The following is a 14,908-nucleotide window of genomic DNA, read 5'->3' as shown; positions in this document are numbered from 1 at the left end:
GATGCGGTGACCGTCACACTCAGTCGATCAGGGCGTTGAGCAGGGATTCCTGGAGATATCCCAGGTAGGCGTAGACCGACAGTTGGAACACCCGCGAGGAGGTCGGGTCCTCGGCGACCGCGTCGTCGAGTTCCTCGCCCAGGTCGGTGCCGTCCTTGATCTCCAACCGGACGCCCATCGCCAGCCGGGCGTCGTTGAGCGCCCGCAGCCACGCCTCGGCCGCCTCGGCGTCCAGCCGCACCTCGCCGCCCGCCTCGTCCGGCAGCGCGGCCAGGATCGCGCCGGCCTGGTCGATCTTGGCGGTCTTGAGGTCGCCCTCGGTGTACCGGCGGAACTCCGCCGTGTTCGCCGGGTCGTCCGGGTACGCGTCGGGGAAGAGCCGCCCGACCACCGGGTCGGAGTGGTCGAAGCCGTCGGTGAGCAGCCCGACCACCTCGGAGGCGACCTTGCGCAGCACCCGCACCTCGTCGACGGCGAAGGTGGCGACGTAGCGGCCGCCCTGGCGGCGGAACATGCTCACGAGCGGTCCACCGTCGCCCACAGCCCGTACGCGTGCAGCTGCGACGCGTCGTGCTCCATCCGCTCCCGGGCGCCGCTGGACACCACGGCCCGACCCTTGTGGTGCACGTCCAGCATCAACTTCTCGGCCTTCTCCCGGCTGTACCCGAACAGCTTCTGGAAGACCCAGGTCACGTACGTCATGAGGTTGACCGGGTCGTCCCAGACGATCGTCACCCAAGGCCGGTCCGAGACCGGCACCTCGTCGGTGTCCGGCGTCTCGACCGGTGCAACCTGTGGAGCCGCCATGCCCCCCATCGTGCCACCGGATTCGGCGAACCGATGAACCGGAACGCCGGGGCGGCCCGGATCACCCTCCCGGGCGGCGCGGACCGGGCGGGGCGGCGACGTGACGACGCCGCGCTCAGGCGAGCAGGATGCCGTGGTCGAGGGCATCGGAGAGCACCGCGCCAAGGGAGAGACGGACCGCCTCGAAGCGCCGGGACACCTCGCGGGACAGCTCCAGCTCCACCTCGCGCAGGGCGCGCTGGGCCCAGGACCGGGCGGCCATCGGATCGTTGTTGCCCGGGGTGCGCCAGTGCTGCCAGCACCCGCCGGAGAGCGCCACCGCGACCGGCGGCAGCACCTCGGAACGGGTGGCACCGGGATGGCCGGCCAGCGCGTCGATCGCGCCGGTACCGACCAGGTCGCCCACCCCGGCGGTGCTGGTGACCAGGAGCACCCGTTCCAGGTCCCGGCCCTGCGGCTGGTCGGCCAGACCCCACCGCACGGCCGCGGCGATCCGCTGCCGGACCCCCTCGGCCAGCGGCGCGCCGAGGACCCGCGCGGCGGCGTCGTCGATGACCGCGCGCACGGCCTCGTCGCACTGGGCGGTGGCGAGCAGGGACAGCGCCTCCATCTCCCGGTCCAGCAGTTGCGGCAGGCCCGCGCAGCCCACCCCGAAGACGATCTCCTGGACCGCGCGCAGGTGGATGTTGGCCAGTTCCAGCGCGAGGTGCTGGCGGATGCTGCGGGCGCAGGTGCGGGTCTGCCGCTCCAGCCGCTCCGACCAGTCCCCCGCGTCGGCGTCGGGCACGACGGCCACCCGGCCGTGGGCGCCGGGCAGCACGGGCGGTTGGAGGCTGGCCCGGCGCAGCCCCTCGTCAGCGGACCAGCCGACCAGGGCCCGGCGCAGGCCGGGATGCTCGGCCCGGTGCACCGGAAACCAGCGGGCGCCGGCGAGGGCGGGCACGGCGGCGAGCAGGGCCGCCCGGTGCGCCTCGACGCTGACCTCCGCCGGGTCCAGCAGGGCCGGCGCCTCGGACGACGCGTCGCGGGGCGACGGGACGGGCGCCTCCGTGTCGTCCGTCCCGCCCGCCGCCTCGGCCGGGGCCCAGCCGCCCGCGCCGGGGGTGACCACGAAGAAGACCTCGACCGGGGCCCGGGCCACCTCGGCCAGCAGGTGCAGCTCCGCGCCGGTGAAGGCCTGGTCGGCGCCGATGACGTAGAGCAGCGCGCCGCCGCGGCCGACCGCGTCCAGGAGCATCCGACCGCCGGCGACCCCGAGGGTGTCGGTGTCCGGCGTGTCGAGCACGGCGAAGTGACGCAGCAGCGGCTCGGGCAGGCTCAGCTCGACCCGGCGCGGCGGGCGGGCCAGCGCCGGGCCGGCGGCCGCCTGGTCGGCGCCGTAGGAGTGCGGCTGCCGGTAGCCCGGCACGTACGCCGCGCGGGTGGCGACCCGGGCGTGCCGGACCAGCAGGCAACTGCCCGCCGGCACGTCGAGCATGCCGGAGGCGACGCCGAGCAGGGCGGCGAGCACCTCCCGGCGGGCCGCGGCGGCCGGACCGGCGGCGACCACCGCCAGCGGCTCGTCGGCGCCGGGCTCGGTGACCCCCAGGCGGGCGGGGAGCGGACCGCAGCGGGGCAGCTCGGCCGCCCCACCGGCACCGCCGGGCACGTCGACCCCGGGGAGTGGACCGGGCTTCATCGGCGGCTCCCGTGGCTGGCGGGCGGGCGGCGGTGAGCAGCCCGCATGGACATCCGGCGCGGTGGCACCCGGATTCCGGAAGGGTACGTCCGACACCCCCCAGGACCGAAAACCGCGGATACTCACCGGTAACCACGACATTACTCAACTTCGCAGCGTGACGGTGTGAGCGCGGACGGATTTCCGTCGATATGCTGCACCGATGAGTCGGTGGGGCTTCGTCGGCCGAACGGATGAACTTGACCGTCTGCATTCGGCCGTGGACGGAGCCGAGGGGCGTGGGCTCATCCTCAGCGGCCACGCCGGCATCGGCAAGAGCCGGCTGCTGCGCGAGGGGGTCAGCGCACTGCCCGCCGACCGCTACGCGATCTGGTACGTGGCGGCCAGCACCGCCACCGCGGCGCTGCCGTTCGGCGGGCTGGCCCAGGTGCTCCCCGCCGAGCAGCCACAGGGGCTCTCCCCCGCCGGCGTGCTGCGCTGGGGTGTGGAGGTGTTGCAGGAGCAGGCCGCCGGGCGGCGGATCGTGCTGGCCATCGACGACGCCCACCTGCTCGACCCGCCGTCGGCCGCGCTGGTCCACCTGCTCGCCCGCCGGGAGAACACCACCATCCTGGGGACGCTGCGCAACGGCGAGCAGGTGCCGCTGCCCATCCGGGCGCTGTGGACCGACGACCTGGTCGAGCACTTCGAGCTTGCCCCGCTCGGTCCGGCCGAGACGGCCGACCTGCTCGCGGCCATCCTGGACGGTCCGGTCGACGCCGGCTCGGCGGACCGGCTGTTCCGGCTCTCCGCCGGCAACCCGCTGCTGCTGCGCGAGCTGGTGCTGGCCGCCGCCGGCGGCGGTGAGCTGGACCGCCAGTACGGCGTCTGGCGCTGGACCGGCCGGCTGGAGCTGGCCCCCAGCCTCACCGACCTGATCGACACCCGGATCGGGCGGCTGGAGCCGGGGGTGCGCGCCGTGGTGGAGCTGGTCGCCTTCGGCGAACCGCTCGGCCTGCACCTGCTCTACCAGGCCGCCGAGCAGGCCGACGTGGAACTGGCCGAGGAGCGTGGCCTGATCACCATGGTCCGCGACGACCGGCGGCTCGACGTCCGGCTGGCCCACCCCCTCTACGGCGAGATGATGCGCCGCCGCTGCCCGGTCACCCGGACCCGACGGTTGCAGGCCCGCCTGGCGGAGCTGCTGGAGCAGGTCGGCGCGCGGCGCCGGGGCGACCTGCTCCGGGTCGCGGTGTGGCGGCTGGACTCCGGCACCGCCCAGGACGCCACGCTGCTGCTCGGCGCGGCCGCCCAGGCGTTCGCCCGGTACGACGTACCCCTGGCGACCCGGCTGGCCCGCGCGGCGCTCGACGCCGGCGGCGGCTTCGACGCCGCGGAGCTGCTCGCCACCATCCTGATGTTCGCCGACCGGCCCGACGAGGCGATCCGGGTGCTCGACGCGGTGGCCGGCGAGATCGACGGCGACCGGCGGCGCAGCCGCTGGCTGACCGTGCGCGGCATGGTCAGCTACTGGGGACTCAGCCGGGAGTCCACCGTGGAGGAGATCGCCCAGGCGGGCGCGACCCTGACCGACCCGGGTGACCAGGCGCGGGTCCGCGCCTTCGAGGCGATCATGCGGCTGCACGGGTTGGACGGCACAGCGGCGCTCCGGCTCGCCCGGTCGGTGCTGGACCGCCCGGCCGCCAGCGTGGCGGCGCGGGAGCTGGCCCGCTGCACCATCGCCCACCTGGACGCGGCGCGGGGGCGGTTCCGCAGCAGCGCGACCGCGATCGCCCGGGTGGCGGCGGAGGCGCCGCACTGGCGCAGCGACATGCCCTACCTCCAGCTCGCGATGGAACTGGCCCGGGGCACCCGGCTGGCCCTCGCCGGCGACCTGGCCGGCATCGACGCGATCGTCGCCGACGAGTTCGCCGACCTGGCCGGGGCCGGCGACTTCCGGCTCGGCACCGGCTACCTGGCGATCCTCCAGGCGTACGCGGCCCGGCTGCGTGGCCGCAGCGGCGAGGCGCTCAAGGTCAGCCTCGGTGCCTGCGCGGTGCTGGCCACCAGCCGCGTCTACGCCGGGCTGGCGCAGGCCGAACGGGCCCAGGCGGCGGCGCTGCGCGGCGAGGCCGAGCACGCCGCCGAGGCGATGGCCGAGGCCGACCGGACGCACGCGCCCGGCATGGTGGTGCTCTACCCCTGGCTGGAGCAGGCCCGCGGGGCGGTGCTGGCGGCCGGGGGCGACCTTCCGGGGGCCACCAAGCACCTGGGCGACCTGGCCGACCGGCTCCGCGCCGACGGCTTCGCCGGGCACGAGGTGCTGGTCCTGCACGACCTGGTCCGGCTCGGGCAGGCGACGGCCCCGGTCGGCCCGACCTGCACCGACGGCAGCCGGCGCACCGTCACGCAACGGCTGGGTGAGCTCTCCGAGCAGGTCGACGGGGTGCTGCCGCCGCTGCTGGCCCGGTACGCCCGGGCCACCGTCGCCGGTGACGACGCCGAACTGCTGGCGGTGGCCGGCGGCTTCGCCGCGCTCGACCTGCCGGTCTGGGCCGCCGAGGCGACCTCGACCGCGCTGCGCGAGCTGCGCCGGGAACGCGCCGCCTCGGCCGGCGCCGCCCACCAGCGGCTCGCGGGACTGCTCGGCGGCTGCGACCAGATCCGCACACCGGCGCTGGAGGCGCTGCGACCGTCACTGTCCGATCGGGAACGGCAGATCGCCACGCTGGCCGCCGCCGGGGTGACCAGCCGGGCCATCGCCGAGCGACTGTTCCTCTCCACCCGCACGGTGGAGAACCACCTGCAGCGGGTCTACAGCAAGCTGGGCATCACCGGGCGGGCGGAGCTGCCGGCGGCGCTGCGGTCGTTCACGGGCCACGACGGCACGGAATCGGCGTGAACTCTAGGCTGGGTCGGTGAGCTCCCTTCGCCCCGCGCTGCTGACCGACCATTACGAGCTGACGATGGTCAGCGCCGCCCTCCGGGACGGCACCGCCGAACGCCGCTGCGCCTTCGAGGTGTTCAGCCGGCGGCTGCCCGCCGGGCGGCGCTACGGGGTGGTCGCCGGGACGGGCCGGCTGGTCGACCTGATCCGCGACTTCCGCTTCGACGCCGACGAGGTGGACTTCCTCCGCCGCACCGGGGTGGTGGACGACCGGGCCGCCGAGTGGCTGGCCGGCTACCGCTTCACCGGCGACGTCGACGGGTACGCCGAGGGCGAGCTCTTCTTCCCGGGCTCACCGATCCTCACCGTCTCCGGCGGCTTCGCCGAGTGCGTGGTGCTGGAGACGCTGGTGCTGTCGGTGCTCAACCACGACAGCGCGGTGGCCGCCGCCGCCGCCCGGATGGTCACCGCCGCCCGTGGCCGCACCCTGATCGAGATGGGCTCCCGGCGGGCCCACGAGGAGGCGGCGGTGGCCGCGGCGCGGGCGGCGTACCTGGCCGGGTTCCGGTTCACCTCCAACCTCGCCGCCGGCCGGCGCTACGGCGTCCCCACCGCCGGCACCGCCGCGCACGCGTTCACCCTGCTGCACGACGACGAGAAGACGGCGTTCGCCTCGCAGGTCGCCACGCTGGGCAAGGACACCACGCTGCTGGTCGACACGTACGACATCAGCCAGGGCATCCGCAACGCGATCGAGGTGGCCGGGCCGGAGCTGCGGGCGATCCGGATCGACTCGGGCGACCTGGCGGTGATCGCCCAGCAGTCCCGGGAACTGCTCGACTCACTCGGCGCCACCGAAACGAAGATCATCGTCTCGGGTGACCTCGACGAGTACGCCATCGCCGCCCTCGCCGCCGAGCCGGTGGACATGTACGGCGCCGGCACCGCCGTGGTCACCGGCTCCGGCGCGCCCACCGCCGGGCTGGTCTACAAGCTGGTCGAGGTGGACGGGCGGCCGGTGGTCAAGCGCTCCGAGCAGAAGGCCACCATCGGCGGCCGGAAGGTCGCGGTACGCCGGCACAAGCCCACCGGCACCGCCACCGAGGAGATCATCGTGCCGCAGGGCGTGCCGGACCGGCAGCCCAACGACCGGCTGCTCCAGCGCTCCTTCATCGTCGACGGGGAGCCGGTCGCGCTGCCCTCGATCGACGAGTCGCGGGAGCACCTGCGGCAGTGCCTGATCTCCATCCCGTGGGAAGGGCTCAAGCTCTCCGGCGGTGACCCGGCGGTGCCGGTCACCGTCGTCCCGGCAAGCTGACGAAGGAGTCACTCCGTGGCCAACGCCTTGATCATCGTGGACGTGCAGAACGACTTCTGCGAGGGCGGGTCCCTCGCCGTCGCCGGTGGCGCGGGGGTCGCGGCCGGCGTCTCCCGGCTGCTCGCCGCCGAGCCGGACCGCTGGGACCACGTGGTCGCCACCAAGGACTACCACGTCGACCCGGGCCCGCACTTCGGCGATCCGCCGGACTACGTCGACTCGTGGCCCCGGCACTGCGTCGTCGGCACCGCCGGTTCCGAGTTCCACCCGGACCTGGAGACCGACCGGGTCGAGATGATCTTCCACAAGGGCGAGCACGCCGCGGCGTACTCCGGCTTCGAGGGGCACGCCGACGACGGTGAGTGCCTCGTCGACTGGCTGCGCCGGCACGACGTGGACCGGGTCGACCTGGTGGGGATCGCCACCGACCACTGCGTCCGGGCCACCGCGCTGGACGCCGCCCGGGAGGGCTTCGCCACCACCGTGCTGCTCGACCTCACCGCCGCCGTCGCGCGGACCACCCTCGACGTGGCGCTGCGGGCGATGGACGGCGCCGGCGTCACCATGCTGGGCGAGCCTGTGATCAGGGACGCTTGAGCCGGTAATCGCTTGCCGATGTCGTATCTCCGGTCGAGGATGGCCGCCGGAGGTACGGACCATCATGAACTTGACGCCTTACCGGCAAGCGCTCGCCCTGCCCGGGCTCCGGTCGCTGCTGCTGGTGTCCGTGCTGGCCCGCATCCCGCTCACCGCGACCGGGGTGACGCTCACCTTCTTCGTGGTGCTCGACCTCGGCCGCGGCTACGGCGCCGCCGGCCTGGTCGGGGCCGCGATGACCGTCGGGGCGGCGCTCGGCTCGCCGCTGCTCGGCCGCCTGGTCGACCGGCGCGGGCTGCGCCCGGTGGTCGCCGTGACCACCGTCGCCGAGGCGGTGTTCTGGGCGAGCGCGCCGACGCTCTCGCTGCCCGTGCTGCTGCCGGCCGCGTTCCTCGCCGGCCTGCTCGCCCTGCCGATCTTCTCGGTGATCCGGCAGTCCATCGCCGCGCTCGCCCCCGAGGACCGGCGACGCCCCGCGTACGCGCTGGACTCGATGTCCGTCGAGCTGTCGTTCATGGTCGGGCCCGCGCTCGCCGTGGCGCTGGCCACCACCGTCTCGGCGCGCACCACCCTCTGGGCGGTCGGCACCGGCGTGGTCGCCTCGGGCATCGCGTTCTGGCTGCTCAACCCGCCCACCCGCAGCGCGGACGAGCCGGCCGGTCCGCAGCCCCGCACGCCCCGCCGGGAATGGCTCACCCCCCGGATGCTGGCCGTGCTCGCGGTCAGCGGCGCGGCGACCCTGGTCCTCGGCGGCACCGACGTCGCGGTGGTCGCCGTGCTGCGGGCCAGCGGCGAGGTCGGCTGGACCGGCGCCGTGCTCACCATGTGGGCGGTCGCCTCGCTGGTCGGTGGCTTCGCGTACGGGGCGGTCCGCCGCTCGTTCTCGCCGCTCGCGCTCACCGCCGCGCTGAGCCTCTGCACCATCCCGGTCGGGCTGGGCGGCGGCCACTGGTGGCTGCTCTGCCTGGCCCTCATCCCGGCCGGCGCGCTCTGCGCCCCGACCATCGCGGCGACCTCCGACGCGGTCAGCCGGCTCGCCCCGGCGGGCGTACGCGGCGAGGCGATGGGGCTGCACGGCTCCGCCGTCACCGTCGGCATCGCCTTCGGCGCGCCGCTCGCCGGCGCGGTGATCGACGCCTCGCTGCCGCTGTGGGGCTTCGCGGTCACCGGCGCGATCGGGCTGGCGGTGACGCTGGCCGTGCTTCCCGTCGAGCTGCGCCACCGCCGCGAGACCGCCGCCGCGTCCGACGTGTCCGACGCCGCCGACCTCGCCCCCGCCACCACCTGACCCGCCGTCCGCCGGGCGATCCGGCACCGCTCTCGCACCCTGCCCGGCGGCCCGGCGGCCCGGCGGCGCGGGTGCCCAGCGGCCCGGGTGCCCAGCGGCCCGGGTGCCCAGCGGCCCGGCGCTGGCGCAGGCCGGCAGCCCGGCGGTCGGGCAGGCCGGCGATCGAGCAGGCCGCCGGTCGGGCAGGCTGCCGGTCGGGCAGGCCAGCGATCGGGCAGGCCAGCGATCGAGCAGGCCAGCGACCCGACAGCCGAGCGGTCGGGCTGGTCGGGCAGGCCAGCGATCGGATGACCCAAGCCAGGCAGACCCGCAGCCGGGTGGTCAGGGTCAGGGGTCGGCGTGTCGCGGCGGCCCCGGGTCGCCGTGTCTCGGCGGTCGGGCACATACCCGATGAGCGATATACCTGAGAGGCATATTTATGCCTCTCAGGTATATCGCTCACGAGCGCATCCGCCTCCGGCGGGTGTGACGACCCACGATCCACCCGCCCAGATTCCGCCGTCGCCAGCGAGCCGGGGTCGAGCGGACCAGCTGTTCCCGATGCGGGGGCCGGCGCCAGAGCCGAGCGCGGAACCGGGGCAGACGCCGCCGCCGAGACCCGACCGGCCAGCCGAGCGCGCCCAGACGACGGGTAACCGAGCGCCGCCAGACCGGAACGCCACGGCTCACGCCGGTCCGAGCCAGAACGGCGACGGGCGCCGCCCAGACCGGCACACCTCGACCGACGCCGGTCCGAGCCAGAACGGCGACGAGCGCCGCCCAACCGGGTGCCGCCCAGACCGGAACGCCACGACCGACGCCGGCGCGAGCCCAAACGGCGACGGGCGCCGTACCCCTGGTGGGGTGCGGCGCCCGTCGCCGGTGTCGCGTGCGGCGCGTCAGCGGTCGATGTTGCTCGCGGTGTCCTCGCGGTAGCTGGCGCCACCGTCGGACTCGCTGGTGAGCGGCTTGGAGCCGCCCTCCGGCGGACCGGCCAGGCTGTGGCCGGCGGCCAGCTCCGGGAACTTGTGGTCGAAGGCCGGCCGCTCGGAGCGGATCCGCGGCATCCGGTCGAAGTTGCGCAGGGGCGGCGGGGAGGTGGTCGCCCACTCCAGCGAGTTGCCGTAGCCCCACGGGTCCTCGACCTCGACCACCGGGCCGGTCTTGTACGACTTCCAGCAGTTCCAGATGAACGGCAGGGTCGAGATACCGGTGATGAACGCGCCGATCGTGGAGATCGTGTTCAGCGTGGTGAAGCCGTCGCTGGGCAGGTAGTCGGCGTACCGACGCGGCATGCCCTCGTTGCCCAGCCAGTGCTGCACCAGGAACGTGGTGTGGAAGCCGATCATCGTCAGCCAGAAGTGGATCTTGCCGAGCCGCTCGTCGAGCATCCGGCCGAACATCTTCGGGAACCAGAAGTAGATGCCGGCGAAGACGGCGAACACGATCGTGCCGAAGAGCACGTAGTGGAAGTGCGCCACCACGAAGTACGAGTCGTGCAGGTGGAAGTCGAGCGGCGGGCTGGCCAGCAGCACACCGGTGAGACCACCGAAGAGGAAGGTCACCAGGAAGCCGATCGAGAAGAGCATCGGCGTCTCGAAGGTGATCTGGCCCCGCCACATGGTGCCGATCCAGTTGAAGAACTTCATACCGGTGGGCACGGCGATCAGGTAGCTCAGGAAGCTGAAGAACGGCAGCAGGACCTGGCCGGTGCCGAACATGTGGTGCGCCCAGACGCTCATCGACAGCGCGGCGATGGCGATGGTCGCGGCGACCAGACCCTTGTAGCCGAAGATCGGCTTGCGGGAGAAGACCGGGATGACCTCGCTGATGATGCCGAAGAACGGCAGCGCGATGATGTACACCTCGGGGTGGCCGAAGAACCAGAACAGGTGCTGCCAGAGCATCGGCCCGCCGGTCGCCGGGTCGTACACGTGGGCGCCCATCAGCCGGTCGGCGGCGAGCGCGAAGAGCGCGGCGGCCAGCAGCGGGAAGACCAGGATCGCCAGCAGGCTGGTGACCAGCATGTTCCAGGTGAAGATCGGCATCCGGAACATCGTCATGCCCGGGGCCCGCAGGGTCAGGATCGTGGTGATCAGGTTGACCGCGCCGAGGATCGTGCCCAGACCGGAGATGGCCAGGCCGACGACCCACATGTTGGCGCCGACGCCCGGCGAGTGCTCGACGGTGCTCAGCGGGGTGTAGGCGGTCCAGCCGAAGTCGGCGGCGCCACCCGGGCTGATGAAGCCGGCCGTCGCCATGGTGCCACCGAAGAGGTAGAGCCAGTAGGCGAAGGCGTTGAGCCGGGGGAAGGAGACGTCAGGGGCGCCGATCTGCAGCGGCACGACGTAGTTCGCGAAGGCGAACACGATCGGCGTCGCGAAGAACAGCAGCATGATCGTGCCGTGCATCGTGAACAGCTGGTTGTACTGCTCGGGCGACAGGAACTGCAGGCCCGGCCGCGCCAGCTCGGCACGCATGATCAGGGCCATCAGGCCACCGATCATGAAGAACACGAACGCGGTGACCATGTACATGATCCCGATCTGCTTCGCGTCCGTGGTGCGCAGCAGCCGCGCGATGGCCGACCCCTTGACCGGCTCTCGGACCGGCCATGGCCGGGTCACGACCGGCTTGGGTGCGACGGTGGTCACGAATGGCCTCCGGTTCTCGGTTGTCCCGCTCGGCACGCGCTTCTATCTGCGAGCCGTCATCCGCAAGGAGGATAGTCCCCGGCAGGTGGGTGCGCCGCTCGGGGTGGTGCGGCAGGATGGAGGGCCGCTCTACAGCGGGTCGACGAGCAGCCGGTAGTGCTCGCGGAAGATTCGACCGCCGCGCCCGCGCAGCAGCGGGTCGCGCAGCGCCGGCGGCACGTCCCGGGTCCGGTTGCGGTCGCGGGTCCGGTCCCGCACCCATCGGGTACGCGGGCGGCGGCGACTCTCGTACGCCACCAGCGCCGCCTCGACGCTGCCGGCCGCGGTCAGCGACTCGGCGAGCACCACCGCGTCCTCGAACGCCATCGCCGCGCCCTGGCTCAGGGTCGGCGCGGTGGCGTGGGCGGCGTCGCCGACGAGCAGTACCCGCCCGCGGTGCCAGCGGCCCAGCTCGACCTCGTCGGTGAGCCCCACCTGGACGTCGCGCAGCGCGTCCAGCACCGCGGGCACCGGTCCGCCGTACTCCCCGAAGAGCTCGCGCAGCCGCGCGCCCGGATCGGCCGGGACGACGGTGCCGGCCTCGTCGGCGTAGCAGTACAGCCGGCCCGCGCCGATCGGCACCACCAGGAAGCCGGCGCGCTGCCCGAGCAGGGCCGTCCAGTCGGTGACCTCCGGGCCGTCGCGCACCACGCCCCGGTAGACCACCTGACCGGCGGGGCGGGGCGGCCCGCCGAGCGCGGCCAGGGAACGCACCGCCGAACGGGGCCCGTCGGCGCCGATCACCAGGTCGTACTCGCCGCCGGTGCCGTCGGTGAAGGTGACCCCGACGCCGGCCGGCAGCAGCTCGACGGCGCTGACCTCGGCGCCGTGCCGCACCGCGCCGCCGGCGCCGCTGAGCAGCACCTGGTAGAGGTCGCGCCGGAGCAGCGCCCGGCACTCGCCGACGCCGGACCAGAGCGCGTCGAGATCCACCTCACAGAGCGGTTCGCCCGCCGCGTCCAGGAAGCGCTGGCGGTGGATCACCTGGCCGAGCCGGCGGACCGGGCCGTCCAGGTCGAGCCGGCGCAGCGCGCGGTCGGCGTTGCCGGGGAGGTAGAGACCGGTCTCGACCAGCTCGTTCGGGGGCAGCTTCTCGGTGACGTCCGGACGGAAACCCGCCATCCGCAGCGCCCGGGCGACGGCCAGACCGGCGATGCCCGCGCCGACGACAAGGATGCGCAGGGGGGAGCCACCCATGGTGGTGTACGCCTCCGGAGGGGGGGATCGGCACGCGTTGGAGGCAAGACACTACTCCGCGCGATCGACACACGGTAGGCCTGATCGGCCCTGGCGGTACCGCTCGTCGGACCCACGCTCCCATTCGTGTAATGGATTCACGTCTCCGCCCGGCCGACCCGCCATCCCCCGGTACGCCGACGCCTCCACTCGCGGCTGAGCTGCGGCTTCGCCCGCTCGTGATGGCGCGATGCGGAAGCGGCGTGGTAGTTCCACCGCATCGCCCTCCGCCGTCCGGGTCGACTTCAGGAAGCCGGCCCGGTTGCACTCCTGTTGCAGACATGTAAATGTGTCGAATGATATGGGAGCGCTCCCGCACCTCTCCCCCGTCCCATCCGGCGCCCCGACGCCGGTCTCCCGAGGAGCATGATGAAACGTCCACTCCGCGCCATCGCCGCCGCCGGCCTGCTGGCCGCCGGATCGCTGGTCGCCGTCGCGCTCGGCGGCACGGCCTCAGCCGACACCCAGATCTGCGAGCAGTTCGGCTCCACCGTGATCCAGAACCGGTACGTCGTGCAGAACAACCGCTGGGGCACCACCGCCCAGCAGTGCATCAACGTCACCAGCACCGGCTTCGAGATCACGACCCAGAACGGCAGCAATCCCACCAACGGCGCCCCCACCGCGTACCCGTCGGTCTTCTTCGGCTGCCACTACACCAACTGCTCCCCCGGCACCAACCTGCCGATCCAGGTCAGCCAGATCAGCAGTGCCACCAGCAGCATCAGCTACAAGTACGTCAGCGGGGCCATCTACAACGCCTCGTACGACATCTGGCTCGACCCCACGCCGAAGAAGGACGGGGTGAACCAGATGGAGATCATGATCTGGCTCAACCGCCAGGGCTCGATCCAGCCGATCGGCTCGCCGGTCGGGACGACCACCCTCGTCGGCCGGGCCTGGGAGGTCTGGCGAGGCAGCAACGGCTCCAACAACGTCATCTCGTACGTCGCGCCGTCGCCGATCACGAGCATGAACTTCAGCGTGCTGGACTTCATCAACGACGTGAAGAACCGCGGCGCGATCACCAGCAGCTGGTACCTGACGAGTATCCAGGCCGGCTTCGAGCCGTGGCAGGGCGGCGCCGGACTCGGGGTGACCTCCTTCTCGGCCGGCGTCAACGGTGGCGGCTCCACCACCCCGCCGAGCACTCCCCCGCCGACCACCACGCCGCCGACGGGTAGCGGGTGCGCGGTGAAGTACACGCCGAACGCGTGGAACAACGGCTTCACGGCCGACGTGACGATCACCAACCGCGGCTCGAGCACCATCAACGGGTGGAACCTGACCTACAACCTGCCGGCCGGGCAGCAGGTCACCAACGTGTGGAACGCGACCGTGACGCAGAGCGGCTCGGCGGTGAGTGCGCGGAACGTCGGCTTCAACGGGTCGATCGCGCCGGGGGGTACGGCGAACTTCGGGTATCAGGGGACGTTGAGTGGGGCGTACTCGTCGCCCACGAGTTTCTCGCTCAACGGGGTGGCCTGCTCGCGGACCTGACATTCCTCAACCGGAAGGATGGAGGGGGCGTGACCAGTGGTCACGCTCCCTCCACGGCAGGGCACCGGTAGCTCACCAAACGCGTCGCGCTGCGTTGGTGACCGGGTCGACGGCCGATCCAACCCCTTGGCGGCCCTGAGGCAGCAATCTCAACGGAGCGACCAGGTCTGGCCAGAGGTGACGAACAACGCCTGCCCGGAAGGGAGCTGGATCGACCAGCTTTCCACGCCTGTGGCACGCGAACTTGCGTTGAACAGCATCAGTCGCAGACCGTCGAAGTCGAAGGTGACGTCCAAGAAGGGAGACAACGAGACTCCGCTGAGCCTCCGCCCATCGAGCTTGGCCACCATGCCGCGGATGTAGTCTCGATGATCCTCGCAGGCAGTCAGGAATTCGGAATCTGATTCGATCCGCCACGAGGCCATGTGCACCCAGATCAGGCCGCCACCCAGGGTGACGCTTATCAAACTCCCCCCCAGGTCGCTGAGTCTCGCCTCATCGACAGAGGTCCCCACGATCGGGGAGATCAGGCTTTCGATGAGCGCGACTTCCGAGTCACTGATGCCCACGAGCACTCGCCTGTCCCGTCAATTGCCAACTCTGGCCGGGCCCGACGTCGAGAATGCGTCCGTCCGCCAGACGAACGGACCATTGCTGCCAGTACCGTCGGTCGACCCGACTGGTGACAGGGAAGATGCGCAGCCGAAGGTCGCCGAAATCGAAGGTCGTATCGAGGCTCGGCCAACTCACTGACACATCCACCAAGGCGCATCCGTTGAGAACCTTCACCATTCCCGGAAGGTCCGCAGGTTCGTCATCCGCTCCCACCAGGATTTCCTGCCCAGTTTCGACTCTCCACGCCACGGAAAAGACCCGGACCATCGAAAGCCTGCCGGGAGTGCCCGTCGCCACCAGGTCGAAAATCAAACTGTCGCTGTCGCGCACC

The 14,908-nt window shown here is 72.7% G+C and carries 12 protein-coding genes; 5 read left to right on the top strand and 7 right to left on the bottom strand.

Going from position 1 to position 14,908, the window contains the following annotated elements:
• Nucleotides 1–19: 19 nt before the first annotated feature.
• The 3 genes from M2302_RS14925 to M2302_RS14915 all read right to left on the bottom strand — a co-directional run bounded on the left by M2302_RS14925 (nt 20) and on the right by M2302_RS14915 (nt 2,485).
• Nucleotides 20–514, bottom strand: a complete 495-nt coding sequence (locus M2302_RS14925; protein WP_179806249.1) for a DUF2017 domain-containing protein — start codon at nt 512–514, stop codon at nt 20–22.
• A gap of 2 nt (nt 515–516) precedes the next feature.
• Nucleotides 517–807, bottom strand: a complete 291-nt coding sequence (gene clpS / locus M2302_RS14920) for an ATP-dependent Clp protease adapter ClpS (RefSeq protein WP_088963684.1) — start codon at nt 805–807, stop codon at nt 517–519.
• Between the two features lie 115 nt (nt 808–922).
• Nucleotides 923–2,485 carry a hypothetical protein gene (locus M2302_RS14915; RefSeq protein WP_280838504.1) on the bottom strand — a complete coding sequence of 521 codons (1,563 nt, stop codon included), beginning with the start codon at nt 2,483–2,485 and terminating at the stop codon, nt 923–925.
• 202 nt (nt 2,486–2,687) lie between these two features.
• On the opposite strand from M2302_RS14915, the gene M2302_RS14910 reads away from it, so the two are divergent.
• The 4 genes from M2302_RS14910 to M2302_RS14895 all read left to right on the top strand — a co-directional run bounded on the left by M2302_RS14910 (nt 2,688) and on the right by M2302_RS14895 (nt 8,554).
• Complete coding sequence (locus M2302_RS14910) at nt 2,688–5,366, top strand: LuxR family transcriptional regulator (RefSeq protein ID WP_280838503.1); 2,679 nt, start codon at nt 2,688–2,690, stop codon at nt 5,364–5,366.
• Nucleotides 5,367–5,382: 16 nt separating this feature from the next.
• Nucleotides 5,383–6,669, top strand: coding sequence for a nicotinate phosphoribosyltransferase (locus M2302_RS14905; RefSeq protein WP_280838502.1), 1,287 nt, complete (start codon nt 5,383–5,385; stop codon nt 6,667–6,669).
• 15 nt (nt 6,670–6,684) lie between these two features.
• Nucleotides 6,685–7,266: an isochorismatase family protein gene (locus M2302_RS14900; RefSeq protein ID WP_280838501.1), complete on the top strand. Its 582-nt coding sequence runs from the start codon at nt 6,685–6,687 to the stop codon at nt 7,264–7,266.
• 64 nt (nt 7,267–7,330) lie between these two features.
• Complete coding sequence (locus M2302_RS14895; RefSeq protein ID WP_280838500.1) at nt 7,331–8,554, top strand: MFS transporter; 1,224 nt, start codon at nt 7,331–7,333, stop codon at nt 8,552–8,554.
• Nucleotides 8,555–9,432: 878 nt separating this feature from the next.
• On the opposite strand, the gene ctaD is transcribed toward M2302_RS14895, so the two are convergent.
• Complete coding sequence (ctaD, locus tag M2302_RS14890; protein ID WP_280838499.1) at nt 9,433–11,187, bottom strand: cytochrome c oxidase subunit I; 1,755 nt, start codon at nt 11,185–11,187, stop codon at nt 9,433–9,435.
• 129 nt (nt 11,188–11,316) lie between these two features.
• Nucleotides 11,317–12,423, bottom strand: a complete 1,107-nt coding sequence (locus M2302_RS14885; RefSeq protein ID WP_280838498.1) for an FAD-dependent monooxygenase — start codon at nt 12,421–12,423, stop codon at nt 11,317–11,319.
• A 408-nt stretch (nt 12,424–12,831) separates the two neighbouring features.
• Between M2302_RS14885 and M2302_RS14880 the strand changes: the two genes are divergently transcribed.
• Nucleotides 12,832–13,962 (top strand): cellulose binding domain-containing protein, encoded by a 1,131-nt coding sequence (locus tag M2302_RS14880; RefSeq protein WP_280838497.1) that lies wholly within the window; start codon nt 12,832–12,834, stop codon nt 13,960–13,962.
• Nucleotides 13,963–14,111: 149 nt separating this feature from the next.
• Here the strand turns inward: M2302_RS14880 and M2302_RS14875 are convergent, their stop codons facing one another.
• A complete protein-coding gene (locus M2302_RS14875) occupies nt 14,112–14,531 on the bottom strand; it encodes a hypothetical protein (protein WP_280838496.1) in 420 nt (139 codons plus the stop codon).
• Nucleotides 14,518–14,907 carry a hypothetical protein gene (locus M2302_RS14870; RefSeq protein ID WP_280838495.1) on the bottom strand — a complete coding sequence of 130 codons (390 nt, stop codon included), beginning with the start codon at nt 14,905–14,907 and terminating at the stop codon, nt 14,518–14,520. The genes M2302_RS14875 and M2302_RS14870 overlap by 14 nt, the downstream gene beginning before the upstream one ends.
• Nucleotide 14,908: the final 1 nt, after the last annotated feature.

The organism is Micromonospora sp. A200, assembly GCF_029893845.1.
Taxonomy (GTDB): Bacteria; Actinomycetota; Actinomycetes; order Mycobacteriales; family Micromonosporaceae; genus Micromonospora; species Micromonospora purpureochromogenes.
Note: the sequence above shows the minus strand (reverse complement) of the source record. Positions and strands in the feature narration are given on the sequence as shown.